This is a genomic window from Nocardiopsis sp. NPDC101807, assembly GCF_044766605.1.
Classification (GTDB): Bacteria; Actinomycetota; Actinomycetes; order Streptosporangiales; family Streptosporangiaceae; genus Nocardiopsis; species Nocardiopsis tropica.
The window spans coordinates 153,144-172,670 of record NZ_JBIWMK010000003.1 but is presented as its reverse complement, the minus strand read 5'-3'; the positions used below and the strand labels follow the sequence as shown (position 1 = coordinate 172,670).

Here is a 19,527-nt window from a genome sequence, read left to right as displayed (position 1 = left end):
ACAAGGAGCACCATGCCCACACTCGAACGCCACGACGAGGTCCTCGTTCTGGACCTGGGCGACGGCGAGAACCGCTTCCACCCGGACTGGATCGCCTCGGTCAACGCCGCCCTGGACGAGGCCGAGCAGGTCCAGGGTCCCCGCGCCCTGGTCACCGCCGCCACCGGGAAGTTCTACTCCAACGGCCTGGACCTGGACTGGCTCATGGCCAACGCCGACCACTACGAGGGCTACGTCGCCGACGTCCACCAGCTGTTCGCGCGCATGCTGGCCCTGCCGATGCCCACGGTGGCGGCCCTGCAGGGCCACACCTTCGCCGCCGGCGCCATGTTCTCCCTCGCCCACGACCTGCGCGTGATGCGCGCCGACCGCGGCTTCTGGTGCCTGCCCGAGGCCGACATCAACATCCCCTTCACCCCGGGCATGTCGGCGCTCATCCAGGCGCGTCTGGCTCCGCAGACCGCCCACGAGGCCATGCTGACCGCCCGCCGCTACGGCGGCCACGACGCCGAGGCGGCCGGCATCGTGGACCGGGCCGTGTCCGAGCAGGACGTGCGCCCCACCGCCGTCGAACTGGCCCGCTCCCTGGCCGCCAAGGACGCCGCCACCATGGGCACCATCAAGACCCGCATGTACGCCCCCGTCCTGGACGTGCTGAGGGACAGGAACGCCCCCCTCAGCTGAGGCCGCAGGGGAGGACGCGCCCGGCCCCGGGACCGCACGGCACGGACCCGGGGCCGGGGCCGGGGCGGGCGAGCGGCAGCGCACGGCCGCGCCGACCCCGGGCCCCGGGGCGGGTTGCCGGAACCCGCCGACACGGGCCTGTCGCACGGATGCCAGAGTGGGACCACCACGACCGCCTTCTCTGGAGACCGATCCGTTCACATGCGCTTGCTGCTCGTCCGCCACGGCCAGACCCCGTCCAACCTCAAGCACCTCCTGGACACGGCAGAACCGGGTCCGGGGCTGACCCCGCTGGGCCAGCAGCAGGCGGCGGCCCTCCCCGAAGTCCTGGCGGGCGAGGAGATCGACGCCCTCTACGCCTCCACGCTGATCCGCACCCAGCTCACCGCCGCACCGCTCGCGGCCGGCACGGGGCTCGAGGTCCGGGTGCGGGACGGCATCCGGGAGCTGGCCGCCGGAGATCTGGAGATGCGGGGTGACGAGCTCGCCGCCGAGACGTACCTGAGCACCGCCTTCGCCTGGTCCGCGGGGGACACCGGGCTCCGCATGCCGGGCGGGGAGAACGGGGTGGAGGCCCTCCGGCGCTTCGACGCCGTGGTCGAGGAGGCCGCGGCCACCGGGGCGCGGACGGTGGCCATGGTCAGCCACGGCGCCGTCATCCGCATGTGGGTGGCGGCCCGCGCCGAGAACGTCGACGTCGCGTTCGCGTCGGCCCACGTACTGGAGAACACCGGTGTCGTCGTCCTCTCCGGCACCCCCGCCGAAGGGTGGCGCGCGCAGACGTGGATGGGCAAGACCGTCGGTCCCGACAGCAGCGTTCCCGGAGCGGACAGCGGTCCCGCCGGGGAGGCCGTGGACGGCGTCGAGGCCTGACCGGCTTTCCGGAGGGCCGCCGGCCGGGGCTTCCGTGCGTTCCGACTGCAGCGGTCCTGCCGGGGCCGGAGGCTCTCGCCGCCCTTGCCCCGGCGGACACTGCTCCTGCGCCGCCCGTTCGCGGTCGCACCGTGTCCGTCACGCGTCCCGCGGAGCGGCGGTGCGGGGTGTCCGCCCGTCAGCTGCCCGCGTGGGCTCGCGCGGGCTCGGCCTCCGGGGTCAGGGCCGCCTGGAAGACGCCGAAGTTCCCGGTCATCCACAGGGCCGTCAGCTTGACCCCGCAGATCCGCCAGCCGTCCGGGGTCCGCTCGAACCGGTTCGTGTAGTACCCGTAGACGGTCTGGTCGCTGTCGCCGGTGCTGTTCGGCAGGTGGTGGCCGGCCCGGACGTAGGCGACGCACGTGGCGTGATCGTCGTCGTCGAAGGTGACCACGTGGTTCGTGATCATGTGCTGCGTCGCCGTGAACGACTCCATCCTCGGCGCGGTTGCCCCGACCCAGTCGTCGGCCGCGAGGCGGACGGCGGGTTGGCCGAAGCCGTCGCTGAAGTCGACCTCGACCTCGTCGGTGAAGCAGCTCCGGAACAGCTCCCAGTCGCGGGAGTCGGTCCCCGTGGCGTAGCGGAGCTGGACGTCGCTGATCTCGGCGCGGTCCAGCAGACGGCGCAGGCGGTTCCCGTCGACGGGCAATTCGTGTGACTGTGTCATGCGAACACTGTGGGACATTGATGTGACGCTGTCAAGTAGAATGTGCCCCATGGTGACGCGAACCGAAGCAGCCGCGGCGACCCGCAGCGCCCTCGTGCGCGCCGCATCCGAACTGCTCGACGAGGGGGGACCCGACGCGGTGACGCTCCGGGGGGTGGGGGCCCGCGCCGGGGTCTCGCGCGGCGCCCCCTACGGGCACTTCGAGAACAAGGAGCACCTGCTGACCCGGCTCGCCATCGACGCCTGGAACTCCCTGGCGGACAAGGTGGAACAGCTGCGGTCCGCCCCGGACGCGAACCCGGGCGAACGGCTCGAGCTCGCCGTGCTGGAGCTCATCGGGGTCGGCCGACGCCAACCGCACCTGTACGCGCTGATGTTCAGCGCCCCGGTGGACGACCCGGAGGCAGCCGGGGCCGCGAGCCGCCTGGAGAACGCGTTCCTCGCCATCGTCGCCGACGTGGTCGGCGAAGCGGACGCCCTCCGCTACAGCGCACTGCTGATGGCGAGCGCGCACGGCATCGCCGGGCTGGAGCTCAGCGGCCACCTGGCGAAGGAGAAGTGGAAGACCGACGGGGACCAGCTCGTGCGCATGATGATCGACTCCATCCGGTCCGGCTCCGGGAACACCGACGCACGCGCCTGAGGCACGGGCGGTTCCAACCGCCGAGCGGTCCGGTCACCGGCGGTCCCGGCACCTGCATGAGCGGGCCGGGGCCCCAGCCGACGACGGACGGGACGGCTGCGGGGGCGGATCGCCCCGGCGGACGGCCGGTGCGAACCTCCCGGCCCGCGCGGGACTCTCACCGGTATCCGTGAAGGGGAGGGGCATGGCGGGCGTCGGGGAAAGCGTGGACGGATACCGGATCGTGGGCGACCTCGGCGCGGATCCCCGAGGCGAGCACTTCCGGGCGGTGGACGTCGGGGGCGCACCGCATGTGCTCACGCTCGTGTCGGACGAGACGGCGCGCACACCCGGGTTCCGCGAACGGCTGGGACGGTCGGTGGCTCTGTCGCTGCGGGTGTCCTCCTTCTCCCTGCTGACGGCGGTGGACGCCGACCCGTGGGCCGACACGCCGTGGGTCGCCTTCCGGGACGCCGGGCACGCCGAACCCCTGAGCGAGCGGATCGCCGGCGGGGACCTGCTCGCGGACCGGGAGCTGTACCGGTTCGCCGTGCACACCGTCACCGCGCTGGCGGTCCTGCACGCCGAGGGCGTCGTCCACCACGGGGTCACCGGGGAGGACGTCCTGGTGGGCGCGGACGGCGCGGTCGTCGTCGACCGTGTTCTCGCCCGGGCGGTGGAGAGCACCGCCGACGGCAGCCGGTCTTTCCTGACGCCGCAGCAGTCGGAGTCGGAGCGGCGGGGCGCCGGCCGGGGCACCCGCGCCGACGACGTCTTCGGGTGGGCGGCGACCGTGGTCAGGGCGGCCACGGGGAGGCCGGCGTCCCCCGGGCCGACGTCCTCCGGGACGGCCGCCCGCGCGGTGACGGGGCGACCGGACCTGGAGGGGGTGCCCCGACCGCTGTCGTCGGTGCTGGAAGTCTGCCTGGCCGGCGAGCCCGGGCGCCGGCCCGGCGCGCACCGGGTGCTGGCGGTCCTGCTCGGATACACGGGGGAGGACGTGCGTCCCGAACTGGGGGAGCTCCACGAGCGGTCCCTCCGGTTCGGGGCCAGGAAGAGGTGGATGCCCCTGGAGGTCGACCTCGGCGCCCTGGACGGCGGGTTCAGGGCCCGTGCCCGGGAGGTGCGGAGGCGAGATGCGGCGTTTGAGCCGGAGAACCCCGGTGGACTGAACCTCATCTGGCAGCCGCCGGACATGGACGGCGGCGACGGGGACTGAACCGGCGCAGCGGCCGCGCCCGGCCTCGGCCGGGACCGCTCACCGTACGGCCGCCCCCACCGCGGTGCGGGTCGGTACTGGCATGTACCGGGTCCGGCTCCCGGGAACGTCTTCCGGCGCACCGTGGCCCACAACGCCATCGACGACGGCCGGGACCTCTGTACCAGGTCCGGCACCGGCCCCATCGGCGCCGTGACCGTCGAGGACTTCCTCGCCTTCGGGAACGACGCCCTCGGCGACGGTTCCCGGGCGGGCACCCGCTTCCGCCCCGTCCAGCCGCCGTCCGCCCCCCCCCCCCCCGGCGGGGGGGGGGGGCGGGGGCCCGCCCGCCCCCCCCCCCCCCCCCCCGCGGCCCCCCCCCCCCCCGCCGGGGGGGGGGGGGTGTGGGGGGCGCGGCCCGGGAGCAGACCACGAAGAACGTGAACGCCCCGTACATCGAGATGCTCAGGGTGTACTCGTCGACGTCCCCGGTCTCCTCGTCCAGCGCCTGGCACGTGAACGGCGCGTCCGTGTCGGGCTCGCCGCGCACGAGGTCGGCCTCCATGTCGCAGAGCACGTACTCGGTGTCCGCCTGCACGCGCAGGGTGTCCTCGACCGTCTCGCGGATCAGCGGCCCGTCCACGAGCTGAGGCTGGTAGGAGACGAGGATGCCGGAGGACTCCACCGTGATCGTGTACTCGAACTCCTCCCCGAGGAAGTTCACCGTGCACGTGGCGGTCTCCCCCTCGGTGCCCGCGATCTCCGGGCACTCGGAGGTGGCGTCCGGGTCCACGACCGACGCGAAGACGGAGACCTGCTCCAGGGCCTCCCAGGCGATGCGGTCGCCCAGCGGCGCGGAGCTGTCGGGCTCGGCGGGCAGGTCCTCCTCGGTCACCTCCGGCTCGGCGTCGGGGATCGGGCCCTGGTTGAAGTCGGCGGTGTCGACCTGCGGGGTCTCCTCCTCGGTCACCTCGGCGACCTCCGGGGCCGCTTCCGGCTCGGGGTCGGCCCCGCCGCACGCGGCGAGGACGAGGGCGGATCCGGCGGCGGCCACGCCCAGGGCGATGCGGCGCGTGAGGGCAGGGTTCAGCATGTGTACCTCGGGGGTTCGGTGGAGGATGGGAGTCCCGCGTGACGCAGAAGGCTCATGTAAAGGGAGTGCTCAGAGACCGGATTTGTTGCACGCCGACACCATGTTGTGACCCAAGACACCCCCGCGGCACCCCGGGCGATGCCCGCTCCACAGCCGTCCCTGGCCCCGCCCGACCTGACCGAACCTCCCGAAGGCCGGTCGCCCCGCCGGGCCCTTCCAGACGCCCAGTCGGCCCGGCGCGCCCATCGCCCGGTCCAGGAACACCGACAGCGGGATCGCCCCGTCCGCGACCGTCCAGGCGTCGAGGCGGCAGATCGCCGACGCCTCTCCGGCCCGGATGCCCTTCGGTCCCTTCCCCCTCCAGGGCGTTCCGCGGCCCCCCGCCCCGGAGCGGGTCCCCGGCCCGAACGACGAGGGGTCCCAGGGCCGGCGACCCTGGAACCCCTCGGGAGGCGGCCCCGGTCAGGCCACCGCGTTGATGCACCACACGATCCACGGCAGTGCCACGATGTCGATCAGCACCGCACCGGCCAGCGGGACGATCAGGAAGGCCTTCTCCGAACGGACCCCGAAACGCCGGTTGAAGGCGTCCATGTTCGCCATCGCGTTGGGGGTGCCGCCCAGACCGTGGCCGACCATGCCGGCCGCCATCGTCGCGGCGTCGTAGCCCTTCCCGAGCATGCGGAACACGACCAGCGCGACGAACAGCAGCAGGACGATCACCTGGACCGCGAGGAGCAGCACCAGCGGCAGGGCCAGCGCGTACAGGTCCCAGATCCGCAGGCCCATCATGGCCATGGTGAGGAACAGGCCGAGCGACAGCGACGACACCAGCGACAGGGCGCCCTGGTGCATGCGCAGCCCGAACCGGTCACCGACGTTGCGCGCGACGGCCGCCACCACCATGGCGCCCACGTACGCGGGCAGCACGAAACCGGTCGTCTCGCTGAACCACGTGCCCAGCGCGACCCCGGCCACCATCACCACGCCGATCAGCACGGCGGTGTTCACCAGCGGGCCGTAGCCCAGCGGCTCCTCCTTCTCCTCCGTCTCGACGGCGGCGGACGCGGCGGTGTCGGCGGCCGCGGGCACCTCCACCTTGTGGCGCCGCATCAGCCAGGAGGCCATCGGACCGCCCAGCAGACCGCCCGCGACCAGGCCGAAGGTGGCCGCGGCGATCGCGATCGCGGTGGCGCCGTCGGTGCCCAGGGCCTCGGCCGTGGGGCCGAACGCCGCCGCGGCGCCGTGGCCGCCCTCCAGGGCGACGGCACCGGCCATTACGCCCAGCACCGGGTCGATGCCCAGAGCCGTGGCCATGCCGATGCCCACCACGTTCTGGAGGATCGCCAGGGTCCAGCACGCCAGCAGGTAGACGATCAGCAGCTTGCCGCCCTTGCGGAGCAGGCTGACGCTGGCGCCGAGACCGATGGTGGTGAAGAACGCGATCATCGCGGGTTCTTGCAGCGTGGTGTCCAGCTCCAGCTGGGCCACGCCGGTCTCCCGCAGCGCCAGGACGGCCAGCGCGAACGCGAAACCGCCGATCACCGGGCCGGGGATGCTGAACCGCTGGAGGAAGCCGATGTGGCGCCGGGCGAACTCGCCCAGGAGCAGCAGGACGACGGCCAGGGTGGTGGTCTGGATCAGGTCCAGGGAGATGTTCACGAGTTCCGTCCTCTGGCCGCGAGTACGCGGTCCACCATGCGTGCGGCGACGCGCGCGGTCCGGCCGTCCACGTCCAGGGACGGGTTGAGCTCGGCCACGTCGAACAGGGCCAGCCGTCCCGAGGCGGCGACCTCCTCGACCACGGCCTGCACCACCTCGGTCGGGACGCCGAGCGGCGAGGGGGCGCTCACCCCGGGCGCCACCCACGCGGGCAGGGCGTCCAGGTCGAGCGTCAGGTAGACGTCGTCCACCGTGTCCAGGAAGGAGCGGACGAAGGCCAGCACCTGCTCCAGACGGGCGGCGGTGCACCGGTCGTCGGTGAGGTACTCGACGCCGAGCCGGTCGGCGCGGTCGAACAGCACGGGGGTGTTCCCGGCCTCGTTGATCCCGACGACGGCGTACCGGAAGTCGCGACCCCGGGCCCGCTCGGCCTCGGCGATCTGGAGGAACGGCGTTCCGGAGGTGGGCTCCGGCTCCTCGCGCAGGTCGAAGTGGGCGTCGATGTTGAGCACGCCCAGAGTGCGGGTCCGGTCCGACCCCAGGCCCTCGTCCAGGCCCAGGTAGCTGGCGTAGGCGACCTCGTGGCCGCCACCGAGCACGACGGGGAAGTGCCCGGCCGCCATGGCCCCGGCCACCACCGAGCCCAGCGAGCGCTGGCCGGCCTCCAGGTCGCCGTCGTCCACGCGGACGTCCCCGGCGTCGTACAGCGCCTCGTCCCGGTGCAGGGCGAGCGGGGCGAGCGCGCGGCGCAGGGCGGCGGGGCCCTCGGCGGCGCCGGTGCGGCCCCTGTTCCTGCGCACGCCCTCGTCGGAGGCGAAGCCGACGATCGCGGTTCCGGCCGGGCCGGCGTCGTCGAGCGGGCGCACGGCGGTGTGCCAGCGCCGGTGCTCGGGGCCGGGGCCGTCGTCGCGCCCGGTCCAGACGGGGGGATCCACCCTGTTCAAATCGTTCCTCCACTCAGGTCACGCGCCGCCTCTTTGACGAGGCGGACGTAGTAGGGGCGCCGGCGCTCGGTCACCGCCGCCGGGGCCATCACGGTGACGACCCCGTTCAGGGATCCCGAGCCGCCGAGGACGGGGGCGCTCGCGCCCCACACGCCCTCGTCGAGGGCGCTCTCGCTGACCGCCACGCCCTGCTCCCGTACCAGGGGGTGCGCGGCCTCCAGGGCCCGCACCCGTTCGTCGGGGAGCCGGTAGGCGGCGTACACCTCGCGGCGCCGCGACTCGGGGAGGTGGGCCAGCAGCGCCTCGGCCGTGGCCCCGCGCAGCAGCGGCTGCGCGGCTCCGCGTGTGTAGCAGCAGCGCAGCACCCGGGCCCCCTCGACCGCGTCCACGCACAGGGCCTCGGTGCCGACCGGCACCATGAAGGCCGCGAGCTCGCCGGACTCGTGCGAGAGACGTTCCAGCCGTGGGCCGATGGCGGTGCGCTCCAGCGCGCCGTTGCGGTACTTCTCCGCGAACCGGACCGCCACGGGGCCGGCCCCGTAGGCGGTGCCGACACGCTGCACGAACCCGGTCGCGGACAGCCGGTCCAGCATCCGGTAGACGGTGCTGACCGGGATGCCGGTGGCCTCGGAGACCTCCGAGGCGGTGGCGTGCTCCGCTTCGGCGAAGACCATCAGCACGCCGAGCAGGCGGTCGGTGGTCCGCCCCGCGTTGCCGGACGTCGCGTCGGCTGACATGGCGCCCCCTCTCCCGGACCGGTCCAGCTCCGAGCGGCGCTCGGGACCGGCTCACTCTATGGATCGGACAAAAGGTATGAAAAGGGCAAATTCTCACCCAATGAGAAAGCTACGTTCCGATCCGCGCCCGGGGGTCCGACCGGTTCTGTGAGGTTGCGCCCATCCGCCGCCCCCGGCGGGGGACACGGAAAAAGGCCCTGTTGAGCAGGGCCTTCGTCGGATGTCCGAGGGGGCGTCGACCCCCCTCGCGGACCGGTCCTCGTACTCGGTGACCGTCTCGACGACGCCCTCGACGACCCGGACCTCGGCCGTGGCGGAGGGCCCGTTCGCCAGGCGGCGTCGAACTCGTCGAGGTCGCAGATGACGTCGCCGGTGTCGGGGTCCTGGCCACCCCCGGCGCAGGCGTGGACGCCGGCGTAGATCACGGTGTCCTCGGCCACGAAGAACGCCGTTCCGTCGATCATGTACTCACCCGGGGCGACGTACTCCAGCTCGCCCCGCACGACGGCGGATCCCTCGGGGGTCCCGGCGGCGCCGTCGGGGGCCGAGCAGGGCCGCTCACGCGTGCCGCCGCGGCTCACCGGAGACCGGGCCCGCGCCAGACCTCGGACGGACCGGCCTCCTCGACCGCGACCGCTGCTCCGGCCTGTCCGCGCGCACTGCTAGACATGTCGCACACCCCTGGGCCAGCACGGAAGAGACATCATGATCCGCGAACACCTCACCGAGTACGCCGGGCTCCCCGTGGTCGAGTTCCTCGACCGGGACGCGGAGGCGCACTACCTCCGGGAGGCCTCCTACAGCGCGCGCAGGAACAAGGTGGAGGCCCCGGCCTCCACCCCGCACCGCCAGAGGATGGACGAGGCCAGGCTCGACCCGGGCTCGGTGGCGTGGCGGCTCCGGCTCTCCAGCTACACCGAGGAGTTCGTCCCCTACCTGGACAGGTTCGTCGAAGAGGTGGACACCTCCCGGGTGGTCGCGCTGGTGATCGGCGACTGGGGGTTCGAGGAGGGCAGCGACATCTCCTCCCGCGAGCTCCGGGACGCCCTGATCGCCCACGCCCCGGCCCTGCCCGCCCTGCGCTCGCTCTTCCTCGGCGACATCACGTTCGAGGAGAACGAGATCTCCTGGATCCAGCACTCCGACATGGCCCCGCTGCTGGCCGCCTACCCGTACCTGGAGGAGTTCACCGTCCGCGGGGTCGGCGAGACCTACGAGGGGGCCGAAAGACTCGCCCTGCACGTGCCCGAACACGGCGCCCTGCGCTCGCTCACCCTCCAGAGCGGCGGCCTGCCCGCCGAGGTGGTGCGCCAGGTCCTGACCTCGGGGCTGCCCGCGCTGGAGCGCCTGGAGCTGTGGCTGGGCGTGGAGGACTACGGCGGCGACGCCACCCCCGACGACCTGGCGCCCCTGCTGTCCGGAGAGGCCATGCCCGGGCTCGGACACCTGGGCCTGCGCAACTCCAGCAGCACCGGGGAATGGGTGCGGGCCCTGGCCCAGGCCCCCGTCACGGCCCGCCTGTCCTCGGTCGACCTGTCCCTGGGCACCCTGTGCGAGGACGACGTCGAGGACCTGCTCGCCGCCGTGCCGGCGTTCTCCCACCTGGAGCGCCTGGACCTGCACCACCACTACCTGGGCGAGGAGGCCACCGAGCGGGTGCGGGCGGCCTTCGCGCAGGCGGGGGTGGAGATCGACGTCTCCGACCCGCAGGAGGCCCGTCAGAAGGACGACTACTACCCGGCCGTCGGCGAGTGAGCGCGGACCGGCGCCGGAACGGCTGAGTCCGCGCCGCCGACCGCTGCTCCCACCCCCGCCGCCTCCGTCGGCACGGCGGGGGAGAGCACACCGGTGCTCAGGAACAGGGGCGAGCCTCCCGGACCCGGGGATCGGCCGCCGTGGTCGGCAGTGCTCCCACCTCGGTCACGGTCGCCACGGCGGTCGGCTCTCGTGTCCCACGGTGTTGACGCTGCCGCCCGGGCATGGGCCAGGGCCCGGCTCCTGGGCGTGAGCCGTTCCTGAGGGACACGAAACACCACCGGCCGGAAGAAAGCCGGTGCACCGCTTGGCGCCACCTGGCAGGCTCACACGGTATGGCACACGACGAACCCCGCCTCGGAGACGCCTTCGGGCTCACCCTTCAACGCTGCTGGGCTGCCGACGTCGCACCGGGAGCCGTCTGCGAGGTCATCGAGCGCGACGACGGCCACATCAACGCGGCCTGCGCCGGCCGCTACTTCACCCCGGCCGACGCCCTGGCCCCGCTCGACCGGGAGGCCGTGGACCTGGCCGAGGGCAGGATCCTGGACGTGGGCGTCGGCGCCGGACGCCACGCCCTGGCCCTCCAGGCCTCGGGCAAGGACGTGGTCGGCCTCGACCCCTCGCCCGGCGCGGTTGAGGTCGCCCGCCACCGTGGTGTGGACGCCCGCCTGGGCTCCATCGCCACCCCACCCGCGGACATCGGCCGCTTCGACGCTCTCCTGCTCCTGGGAAACAACCTGGGACTCCTCCAAGGACCTGAGCGGGCCCCCGATGTCCTCGCACACCTGGCGTCCCTGGCCAGGCCGGGAGCCCTCCTGATCGGCACCGGCATGGACCCGAGCACCACTGACGTCGACCACCGCGCCTACCAGGAGCGCAACCGGCGCTCCGGACGGCTCCCGGGGCAGATTCGCATGCGCAACAGGCAGGGGGTGCTGGCAACGGACTGGTTCGACTACCTCCTGGCCGGCGTGGACGACCTGCGCGCACTGGTCCGTCGGTCCCCGTGGCACGTGGTCTCCGTTCGGGAGGAAGGGCGCAACTACCTGGCAGTCCTCAGGCTGGGGCGGGGAGAGAAAGGGTAGCCGCAGGACAACTCCTGTCGTCTCAACTCCTGGAAGCTGTGCTGCCTGGCAGAGTGCCCCGGTCAGGCGACGCCAGCTGAAATCCTCGGGCAGCCCTCCGTCGTGTCCAGACCTGGTTCTGAGCCGCTTACCGGGTCTTGTGGAACCGTGCTGGAAGCCGCAGCCGTGTTACGCGCTCAGCTCGTACGTAGGGCACTGTGGTCCGGCGTGGCCTTCCACGCCCTCGCGCCCGAACGCGCCCTGTCGATCGACGAACTTCTCACGTGCGAACTCACCGTGCAGGCCCTGTGGTGCTTCTGCCGCAGGGTCGAAGTGATGATGGAACAGGGCCAGGACCCGGTCATGCCCGAACCCTATGGGTGGCGTTTCCTGCGCGCGGCGCACTCCCGACTCGTCACCGCGCGCTCAAGAGACCGCGCAGCACCGCCTGATGCGCGAGGCTGTCGTAGGGACCAGCGGCCTCACCGAACGGCTCCGAGCGCCCCAGGAGGCGCTGCGGGAAACCCACACCGACACCGTGGAAAGGCGGTAATGGCATGGACATCACACGCCAGGCACTCATCGTCGTCGACGTCCAGAACGGATTCCTCAACGACCACAGCCGCCCGATGCTGACGACACTGTCACGGCTGGTGGCCGCATGGACCCTTTCAGGACGGCCCGTCGTGTTCACCCGCTACATCAACCATCCGGGCAGCCCCTTCGACCGTCTCCTGAACTGGACCCGACTTCAGGAACCACCGGAGACCGACATCGCCACTGAGATCGCCCACCACACCGCCGACGCAGCCGCGGTGATCGACAAGCACGGGTACTCGTGCTTCACCGACGACTTCCACGCCCTCCTCGGCAAGCAGGAATGGCGGGACCTTTACTTCTGCGGTGTGGCCACGGAGAGCTGCGTCCTCAAATCAGCAGTGGACGCTTTCGAACTCGGACTGGTCCCCCGCATCGTCACCGACGCCTCGGCCAGCGACGCCGGAGCCCACGTGCACGAGGCCGGACTCACCGTCGCACGACGCTTCATCGGCGCACACCACCTGGTCACCACTGAACAGGTGCTCTCCGAACTCACCCCCACCACGGCCTCAGGGACGAGGGTGGCTACATGACCCCCGCGCCGACCGCCCATGTCGACCTTCTCGTCATCGGCGGCGGCCCCGCCGGCTGCGCCGCCGCCCTCATGGCCGACAGTTTGGGCCTGCGTACCGTCCTGGTGGAAAAGGAACCCGTGCTGTGCCAGAAACTCCGCCACATCGGGGACCTGACCAACGTCCCCGGAGGCCACACCACCGGCCGCGACCTGGCTGACGCGATCACCAGCGACATCGCCCGCACCCGTCACTGCGATCTGCTTCTCGAGCACCAGGTGGCGCATCTGAAAGGAACCGACACCCACCTCGAGGCCACTCTCACCACAGGAGAGAGCATCACTGCGCTGCACACCGTGGTCTGCACCGGTGTGGCCCCCCTCTCCACGGGCGAGGCCGACTGGATCACCGCGCCGCCCGACTTCGTCCCACGCCCCCTGTGGGAGGCAAAACCCACCCTGGCAGGACAGGCCCCCCGGTACGTCCTCGTGCTCGGTGCCGACCGACCCCTGGGTACTCACCTCCGGGCCCACCCTCATTCTCGCGATCGCTTCCTCGTCGTCTATCCGCCCGCGGACGCCTACAAGACAGACGAGGTCCGTGATGATCCCCGAGTCCACCTCCTGCCGACGCACCACGTAGCCCTGGACGAAGGAGACCACCTCCGGGTCGAAGTCATCGATCACCACGGGCGGTCGACATCCTGGTCGGCCGATGTCGCCTTCACCAATATCGGCGGACGGCCAAACCCGCCCGCTACGGGAGTCAGCACAGCCCCTGACGGCTACTGTCCATCCGGGGAGCAACATGCACGCGTCCACATCGCGGGCGATCTGCGCTCGGCACGCTTCCAACGCATCACGACCGCCATGGGCTCGGGCAGTGAGGCAGCCCTCGTCGTCTACTACGCTGCTCAGACAACACCGGAAGAGCGATTCCGGTGACTCCAGGAGTCATAGCCGCGCAGCCTTGACAGTGGTCGAGCACGTCGGCGCGATCGCTCGGGAGAAGGTTTCCGCTCGCCGTGCTCACTACCGGACGAAGGTGGGTTCCACCGGGGCGACAGGAACGCCTGCCCGAATGCCGTGCGGACGTTGACCGGATGTCCTCTCTTTCGCGATAGTTCCGGACATGACCGATGGCCAACTCTCCGAGGTGAACGACCTCGTCGGGATTCGCGGACACGTGACCGGCGGCTTCGCGGTCCGGGGGCCCTGGCCGACACCCCGGTCATCGTGAACGCGGTCTGTCCCGGTGTCACCGCGACCGCACCCGGTGCCGAGCCCCTGGGCGCACGCCCCGTCGAGGCCAGCGCCCCCGGTGTCGTATGGGCCGCAAGCCTGCCCGACGACGGCCGCGCGGCGGGTTCTTCCGCGCTCGCCGATGAGGCAGCCGTTCGCCATCTCCACCGGGCCGTACAGAGAACGAAGACTCAAGCGCTCTCCCGGGAACGGGCGCTGAGCCAGGCCACGGAAACCCTGATCGCCTCGTCCTCGCGCTCCGCCGAGTCGAAGCCGTGGTCGGAACCGCGGATGGTGTGGAAGTCGGTCCTCGGCCGTGACAGAGCCGCCTCGCGGGCGATCTCATAGGAGACGTAGCTGTCCTGGTCACCGTGGACCACGAGCGCAGGGGGCGAGGACTCGGTGAAGGCGCTCAAGGGATCGTAGAGGCCGAACTCCCTCCATATGACGCGGCCGATGGGGAAACCTCCGTCGATCAGCAAACATCCGTGTTCATCCAACGCGCGCTGCTGATTCTGGTTGAAGTTTGCGTGGCCCCAGGGCAGTTCCGGTTCGAGGAACGTGCGCGTCAAATCGAGTACGGGATTCCACAGGACGAGTGAGTCGATCCCCTTTTGGAATGAGGAAATAAGGAGTGAGGCAGAGACCGCCCCGAAGCTCGCGGCCACGAGGGAAAGGGGAGGAGGAAGTTCCTTCCTGGCGTGGTCGATGGCGGCCTGTAGGTCCAGGGTTTCGCCGGCGATCGTCACACCTCGGGGACTCCCCGAGCTCTTGCCGTGTCCCCGATAGGAGAAACGGATCACGGTGAATCCGGCCTCTGTGAGTGCCTCCGCCAGACGCACGAACATGCCACCCTCATCCTTGTCCACGGTGATCCCGTGCGCCTGGATGATCGTCCCCTTGGCGGTGCCTCCCCCATGTGGGTGCAGGGAGGCGTCCAAGCGAACGCCGTCGCCCGTAAGCAGATCGAAGGAACGCATGGTGCTGAACTTTCTTACATAGGGGTTAATAGTTCAGAAGCGGTGTCTGCTGATCTGGGGTGCACCGGTACCTTGGTTTTTGCTTCTCGCAGTGAAACTCGGCGATCGGCGTTCGCTCCATGAATTTTCCACCGCGGAGTTCTCCGGCTAATTCCTCGAGATCGTCCCCAGGAGGGCCGCCCATGAGAGGGCGTCGAACTCGATGTGCCCGAGTCTGCGGTTCTGGGTGTCGCGCACTGCCGTGCCCGCCTCGGTCTTGGCGACCTCGACACACGCGGATTCATTGGCGCTGTAGGAGGACTTGCGGAACTCCGGGGTTGAGTACACGAGGTGCCTTCGCTAGTCGGTGATCAGGTTTTTCAACAGCTCGATCGAGTCGGCTTGGGAGAGAGCGTTCGCGGCGACGCTGTCGAGCGCAGTGCGGTATTCGGCGACCTGGGAGGGGTGCTCCAGGTAGACACCGTGGCCACGAGTCTCCAGGTACACGATGTTCGGGTCCAAGTCGTGCTCGAAGTCCAGAATGACTGTCGATCCGTGCATGCAGCCGTGCAGACCGACGTCCAACGGTAGGACTTGAAGCGTGACGGTGTTCGTGGCCTTCGCGATCTCGAGCAGATGGGTGAGCTGTTCGTGGGCGAGGTCGGGCACCGAGGCCACGCGCATGAGGGCGGCTTGGTCGATCACGCACCGAAGCTCGGGAGCGTTCGGCTTGGTGAGGAGCTTCTGACGCTCCATCCGGGCATCGACGATACGGCTGATCTCGTCCTCTGTCCGGGTGAGCGCCGCACGTGCCGAGGCCGCGGCGTAGTCGGCGGTCTGGAGCAGTCCGGGCACGACGATGGGGTGGAAGGCCGAGATGCGGCTCGCCAGAGCCTCGAGACCGATGTAACCGTCGTCGAGGACGTCGTCGTACGCCTGCCACCAGGGCTTCTCGCGTGCCTGGAGTCTGAGGGAAAGAAGCGCTTCCCGTCGGGAGGTTTCCTTCACCTCGTAGAGATCCATGAGGGCGTTGAGGGCACTCACGTCGGGCACTGACATGCGAGTGCCCTCCATGTGGTTCAGGCGACCTGACGACCAGCCGAGCGCGAGCCTGGCCTCTTCGACGGTCATTCCCCTCGCTTCGCGCATGCGGCGCAACTCGGCGGAGAGGCGACGCTGGCCGATGGTCGCTGGTTTCCGTGGTGCCACGTCTCCACCTTCGCTGGTAGGTGCCCTCTGGATCATAGATCTCCCGCTCAGACGTGGGCATATCAGTCAGTCTGACGATGTCCTATTGACGGGTCAGTCTGACGGGGTCAATATGGTCACTAGGGCTCACGGTAGGTGACCAAGTGGATTCAGGATGTCCGCTGCACCTGCCGCGCAGGTGGGACTGTTCTGACCACCTTCGGAAGAGCGGTGAGGACCGTCATGAAGAAGCGCTCCGATGCCCGTTGTAGGGCCTTCGCGGGCTCCCTCTCCGCGCCTCGTTGAACACCTGATCAGAGAAAGAAGACGCCCCGCGTCAGTGCGTAGGACCACTGGCGCGGGGCTTGATCACCACCTGAGAACGCAGGAGGAGACCATGGAACACCCTAGTGGGCGACACCGCAGGCCCCGCCACAGCGCGGCCGGTCGGATGTGGGTCATCGCCGCCGCGCTGATCGCCGTGGCGTTGACCTACGTCCTCGTCCCCCGGAAGGCACAGAAGGCGCGGGCCGCGATCGCGCAGACGCCCCACCGTTCCGCGCTGTCGGCGGGAGTGCCCCGACGCGTACTGCGGGAGAGTCCGCCGAAGCCGTCGGAACCCCTGGAGAAGCAGGCGCAGATGAGTCCGAAGGCGCTGAACTCCCAGCGTTGGGGGAGCGGCTACCACCAGGAACACATCAGGAGCATGACCGATGGCAACGGCCGCTGGCCGGATCCGGACGAGGTCGCGGGCACCCTCGTGCGCCCCTACCTGCCGTCGGTCGCGGAGCAGAGCGCGCCCAGGATTCCCCGGCCTCGGATCCCTGCAGGCGATCCTCTTGTCGAGCCCCGTGGCGGAGGAGAAGCGGACGATCCGGAGGACCTCAGCGAGCTCGCGGCAGTGGTCCGGGTCTACCTCGACGGGGTCGGGGGAGCGTCGTGATGAACCCCCTTCCCTCGCCGTGCTCGACCACGGCTCCGGAACTGTCTCCGCCCAAGACGGTGTCCACCTGGTGGGAGCACCGCTCCTACCCTTCGGAACTCGCCTCCGCCGGCGAGGTCCGTGCGCACCTGCGGACCGATCTGCAGGGGTTCGCGTGCGACCTGGTCGACAGTGTCGTCCTGTGCGCGGCCGAGTTGGTCGCCAACGCGGTCAAGTACGCACCCGGCGGCGACAGCGTTCTCCGAGCCCTGGCACTCGTGGACGAGCACACCCTGTGGCTGGCGATCGTCGACGGAGGCGGCGGAGCGAGCGTTCCCCGCATCCCGACCGGGCGCAGCGATGCGGAGTGGGAATGGGCAGAAGGTCAGCGCGGCCTGGTGCTCGTGGACGCCCTCGCGGAGCGTTGGGGCCACTACCGGGTGGGTCCGGGGCGGCAGGGCATGGGCCTGGGTGTCTGGGCCTCCTTCTCTGTGGCATTCGGGCAGGTCCCACTCGGGCTGCCGAGGTTCCGCCTCGCGGACTGACCGGGTGGTGATCACGGTGGGCGGTGTCCGAATGGGACGCCGCCCACCGTCGCGCACAGACGTCGTTCCGATGGCATTCCGCCTGCTGGGGCAGTGTTTTCGCAGGTAGAAGACTTGGACATCGGGGGTCGGTGAGCTTGCCGACAGTTTTCGGCGCTGCCATCCATTGAGAACGACTTGTGCGGAGGGTAACCGAGGGGCTACGTTCTCCTTGATCACTAAGAGTGATCATCATGACACTCCAAGGAGTCTTTTGTGGTGCGTCGCTTCTCCCTGCCCGCCTTGGGGTTGGTGCTGGTCACGGGATGCTCCGTCGGAGTAGGCGAAAGTCCCGAACCGGTCGTTCAGTCGTCCGTGGCAGCTGCGGAATCGGAAGGTCCGGAAGGCACTCCGGAGGAAGAGGCCGTGGCGGTCTACCTGGATTTCTGGGACGCCATCGTTCTGGCCTCGGCCGAGATGGACCCGAAGCACCCGGCTCTGGAGGAACACGCGGTCGGACAAGCTCTGGAGCTGGCTCAGGACGGCGTGCAAGGGGTGACAGACGCAGGCCTCGGCATGGAAGGCGAGCCGGTCCCGAACCCGGAGGTGATCTCTGTTGGGCCAACGGACGAACCGCGGACAGTCGTGATCAGGGATTGCCAGGGGGCAGGGGACTGGAGGGTCGTGGGGGAGGCCGAGCCTCGGTCGCGCAATGTTCGTGTGGACGCCAAGCTCCAACGGGACCTGTTCGACTGGTGGGTTGTCGACATGCAGGTCTGGGGGAACGACACATGCTGACCCCAATCAGCATTGTCGCTGCCGGGGTCGCCATCCCTTTGCTCGCCGTAACACCTGCGTTGCCGCTCCCTAAGGAACCGGATTTCAACGGGGACGTTGCCTGTGAGAAGACCGGCTGTGCGGCTTTTGCCGAATCAGCCCAGCCTGGAGGCGGATCCGGCGGCGGCACCACCCACCCCCGCCCTGCCGACGGCGCCCCGGTCGCCGTCTCCGCCGAGTCGCCCTGCGTCGAGTGGGACCGCGAGGCCCCCGGGTGGTCGTGCGGCGCCTCCACCCGTTCCGGACCGGGCGGTGGCGGCGCGGCCGTCGATCCCCGGACCTCCGCGGAGCGCGCGCGGGCGTCGATGGTCCTGCCCGACCCGACGTTGGGTTCCTCGCCGGCGGCCGAGACGGTCGTGGGCTTCCCGCTCTGGCTGTGGGTGGACCGCTCCGGCTGGGAGCCGGTCAGCGCGACCGCTGCCGTCTCCACGGGTTCGGTGACGGTGACGGCGACCCCGGACGGGGCCCGCTGGGCCATGGGCGACGGTACGACCCTCGACTGCCCGGGGCCGGGCACCGCGTTCGTCCCGGACCGCCACGACGCGGACGCCCCGTCGCCGGACTGCGGTCACACCTATACCCGTGCCTCCCGGGGGCAGCCCGCGGGGCGGTTCCCGGTCGCCGTGACGGTGGCCTGGTCGGTGGAGTGGTCGACCACCGCCGGTGGTGGCGGAACCCTCGACCCGCTGACGACGAGCGCCTCCCGCCCGGTGCGGGTGGCCGAGGTCCACGCGCTGGTCACCGACGGCTGAGTGCGCAGAGACGGAGAGAACGTGACGACGACGTTGTCCGGACCCCACGTGTCCGAACGGAAGACGGGGAGGTCCCGGCTGTCCCTGCCGCGCCGCAAGGGCTGGAAGCGGCCCTTCGCCGGGGTCGCGGCGGTGGTCGTCGGCGGGGTGGTCGCGGCGTGGGCGGCGGGGCACGAGGAGGAGCGCGTCCCCATGCTCGTCACCGCGGAGGACGTCGCCGCCGGTGAGGCCCTGACCATTGCGGACCTGCGGATCGTTCCGGCCCTGGGGGTGGAGGACCTCGATCTGGCGCCGGTCGACGAGGCCCTCGGGGGCCGCGTGGCGATCCCGGTTCCGGCGGGCACGGTGCTGACCGGGGCGATGCTCGCCGACACCTCGGGCTGGCCGGGTCCCGGCCAGGCGGTGGTGGCGGTGCAGACCCAGCCGGGCATGCTTCCGGCCTCGGCGCGGGAGGGCGCTCTGCTGCTGGTGCTCGGCGCCGGGGAGGGAGGTCCCCACACCGTGCGGCTGCACTCGTTGGGGGAGGAGGGCGAGCTCGCGGGTTCCCGTGTGGTGGAGCTCGTGGTCGCCGAGGACGAGGTGGCCGAGGTGGTCGGGGCGGTGGACGAGGGCGTGCGGATGGCGCTCATGTCCGCGCGGTAGGGCGACGGA

General features: G+C 70.9%; 21 protein-coding genes. 14 read left to right on the top strand and 7 right to left on the bottom strand.

Going from position 1 to position 19,527, the window contains the following annotated elements:
* Positions 1–12 precede the first annotated feature (12 nt).
* Positions 13–684, top strand: coding sequence for an enoyl-CoA hydratase-related protein (locus tag ACIRPH_RS10180; RefSeq protein WP_402911968.1), 672 nt, complete (start codon positions 13–15; stop codon positions 682–684).
* A 201-nt stretch (positions 685–885) separates the two neighbouring features.
* Entirely contained in the window at positions 886–1,557 is a 672-nt protein-coding gene (locus tag ACIRPH_RS10175) for a histidine phosphatase family protein (RefSeq protein ID WP_402911965.1), read from the top strand.
* Positions 1,558–1,735: 178 nt separating this feature from the next.
* On the opposite strand, the gene ACIRPH_RS10170 is transcribed toward ACIRPH_RS10175, so the two are convergent.
* The gene (locus ACIRPH_RS10170; RefSeq protein WP_402911963.1) at positions 1,736–2,263 is read right to left on the bottom strand and encodes a nuclear transport factor 2 family protein; all 528 of its coding nucleotides are present in this window, start codon (positions 2,261–2,263) and stop codon (positions 1,736–1,738) included.
* Between the two features lie 49 nt (positions 2,264–2,312).
* Between ACIRPH_RS10170 and ACIRPH_RS10165 the strand changes: the two genes are divergently transcribed.
* The 3 genes from ACIRPH_RS10165 to ACIRPH_RS10155 all read left to right on the top strand — a co-directional run bounded on the left by ACIRPH_RS10165 (position 2,313) and on the right by ACIRPH_RS10155 (position 4,733).
* Complete coding sequence (locus ACIRPH_RS10165; RefSeq protein ID WP_402911961.1) at positions 2,313–2,906, top strand: TetR/AcrR family transcriptional regulator; 594 nt, start codon at positions 2,313–2,315, stop codon at positions 2,904–2,906.
* A 184-nt stretch (positions 2,907–3,090) separates the two neighbouring features.
* A complete protein-coding gene (locus ACIRPH_RS10160) occupies positions 3,091–4,104 on the top strand; it encodes a hypothetical protein (RefSeq protein ID WP_402911958.1) in 1,014 nt (337 codons plus the stop codon).
* Positions 4,105–4,523: 419 nt separating this feature from the next.
* Positions 4,524–4,733, top strand: a complete 210-nt coding sequence (locus tag ACIRPH_RS10155) for a hypothetical protein (protein WP_402911957.1) — start codon at positions 4,524–4,526, stop codon at positions 4,731–4,733.
* A 905-nt stretch (positions 4,734–5,638) separates the two neighbouring features.
* On the opposite strand, the gene gltS is transcribed toward ACIRPH_RS10155, so the two are convergent.
* Genes gltS through ACIRPH_RS10140 form a run of 3 tightly spaced genes read right to left on the bottom strand, consistent with a single transcriptional unit; the run spans position 5,639 to position 8,519 of the window.
* On the bottom strand, positions 5,639–6,838 hold the full coding sequence (gltS, locus tag ACIRPH_RS10150) for a sodium/glutamate symporter (protein ID WP_402911955.1): 1,200 nt from the start codon (positions 6,836–6,838) through the stop codon (positions 5,639–5,641).
* Entirely contained in the window at positions 6,835–7,782 is a 948-nt protein-coding gene (hutG, locus tag ACIRPH_RS10145) for a formimidoylglutamase (RefSeq protein ID WP_402911953.1), read from the bottom strand. The genes gltS and hutG overlap by 4 nt, the downstream gene beginning before the upstream one ends.
* Positions 7,779–8,519: an IclR family transcriptional regulator gene (locus ACIRPH_RS10140; protein WP_402911951.1), complete on the bottom strand. Its 741-nt coding sequence runs from the start codon at positions 8,517–8,519 to the stop codon at positions 7,779–7,781. Before ACIRPH_RS10140 ends, hutG begins: the two co-directional genes overlap by 4 nt.
* Before the next feature lie 705 nt (positions 8,520–9,224).
* Here ACIRPH_RS10140 and ACIRPH_RS10135 point away from each other — a divergent pair.
* The 4 genes from ACIRPH_RS10135 (at position 9,225) to ACIRPH_RS10120 (ending at position 13,397) form a co-directional block, all read left to right on the top strand.
* A complete protein-coding gene (locus ACIRPH_RS10135; RefSeq protein WP_402911949.1) occupies positions 9,225–10,274 on the top strand; it encodes an STM4015 family protein in 1,050 nt (349 codons plus the stop codon).
* A 335-nt stretch (positions 10,275–10,609) separates the two neighbouring features.
* Complete coding sequence (locus ACIRPH_RS10130; protein ID WP_402911947.1) at positions 10,610–11,362, top strand: class I SAM-dependent methyltransferase; 753 nt, start codon at positions 10,610–10,612, stop codon at positions 11,360–11,362.
* Positions 11,363–11,898: 536 nt separating this feature from the next.
* A complete protein-coding gene (locus ACIRPH_RS10125) occupies positions 11,899–12,474 on the top strand; it encodes an isochorismatase family cysteine hydrolase (RefSeq protein WP_402911945.1) in 576 nt (191 codons plus the stop codon).
* Positions 12,471–13,397 (top strand): FAD-dependent oxidoreductase, encoded by a 927-nt coding sequence (locus ACIRPH_RS10120; RefSeq protein WP_402911943.1) that lies wholly within the window; start codon positions 12,471–12,473, stop codon positions 13,395–13,397. Before ACIRPH_RS10125 ends, ACIRPH_RS10120 begins: the two co-directional genes overlap by 4 nt.
* 488 nt (positions 13,398–13,885) lie before the next feature.
* Here the strand turns inward: ACIRPH_RS10120 and ACIRPH_RS10115 are convergent, their stop codons facing one another.
* The 3 genes from ACIRPH_RS10115 to ACIRPH_RS10105 form a co-directional block, all read right to left on the bottom strand.
* The gene (locus tag ACIRPH_RS10115; RefSeq protein WP_402911940.1) at positions 13,886–14,674 is read right to left on the bottom strand and encodes an alpha/beta hydrolase; all 789 of its coding nucleotides are present in this window, start codon (positions 14,672–14,674) and stop codon (positions 13,886–13,888) included.
* Between the two features lie 147 nt (positions 14,675–14,821).
* Positions 14,822–15,001 (bottom strand): DUF397 domain-containing protein, encoded by a 180-nt coding sequence (locus ACIRPH_RS10110; protein ID WP_402911937.1) that lies wholly within the window; start codon positions 14,999–15,001, stop codon positions 14,822–14,824.
* 12 nt (positions 15,002–15,013) lie between these two features.
* Entirely contained in the window at positions 15,014–15,862 is an 849-nt protein-coding gene (locus tag ACIRPH_RS10105) for a helix-turn-helix domain-containing protein (RefSeq protein WP_402911935.1), read from the bottom strand.
* Positions 15,863–16,238: 376 nt separating this feature from the next.
* Here ACIRPH_RS10105 and ACIRPH_RS10100 point away from each other — a divergent pair, with 376 nt between their 5' ends.
* The 5 genes from ACIRPH_RS10100 (at position 16,239) to ACIRPH_RS10080 (ending at position 19,518) form a co-directional block, all read left to right on the top strand.
* Positions 16,239–16,784, top strand: coding sequence for a hypothetical protein (locus tag ACIRPH_RS10100; protein WP_402911932.1), 546 nt, complete (start codon positions 16,239–16,241; stop codon positions 16,782–16,784).
* Entirely contained in the window at positions 16,784–17,308 is a 525-nt protein-coding gene (locus ACIRPH_RS10095) for an ATP-binding protein (RefSeq protein WP_402911929.1), read from the top strand. The genes ACIRPH_RS10100 and ACIRPH_RS10095 overlap by 1 nt, the downstream gene beginning before the upstream one ends.
* 405 nt (positions 17,309–17,713) lie before the next feature.
* Positions 17,714–18,085, top strand: a complete 372-nt coding sequence (locus ACIRPH_RS10090) for a hypothetical protein (protein ID WP_402911927.1) — start codon at positions 17,714–17,716, stop codon at positions 18,083–18,085.
* A gap of 344 nt (positions 18,086–18,429) precedes the next feature.
* A complete protein-coding gene (locus ACIRPH_RS10085) occupies positions 18,430–18,876 on the top strand; it encodes a hypothetical protein (protein WP_402911925.1) in 447 nt (148 codons plus the stop codon).
* A gap of 21 nt (positions 18,877–18,897) precedes the next feature.
* Positions 18,898–19,518 carry an SAF domain-containing protein gene (locus ACIRPH_RS10080; RefSeq protein ID WP_402911921.1) on the top strand — a complete coding sequence of 207 codons (621 nt, stop codon included), beginning with the start codon at positions 18,898–18,900 and terminating at the stop codon, positions 19,516–19,518.
* Positions 19,519–19,527 lie beyond the last annotated feature (9 nt).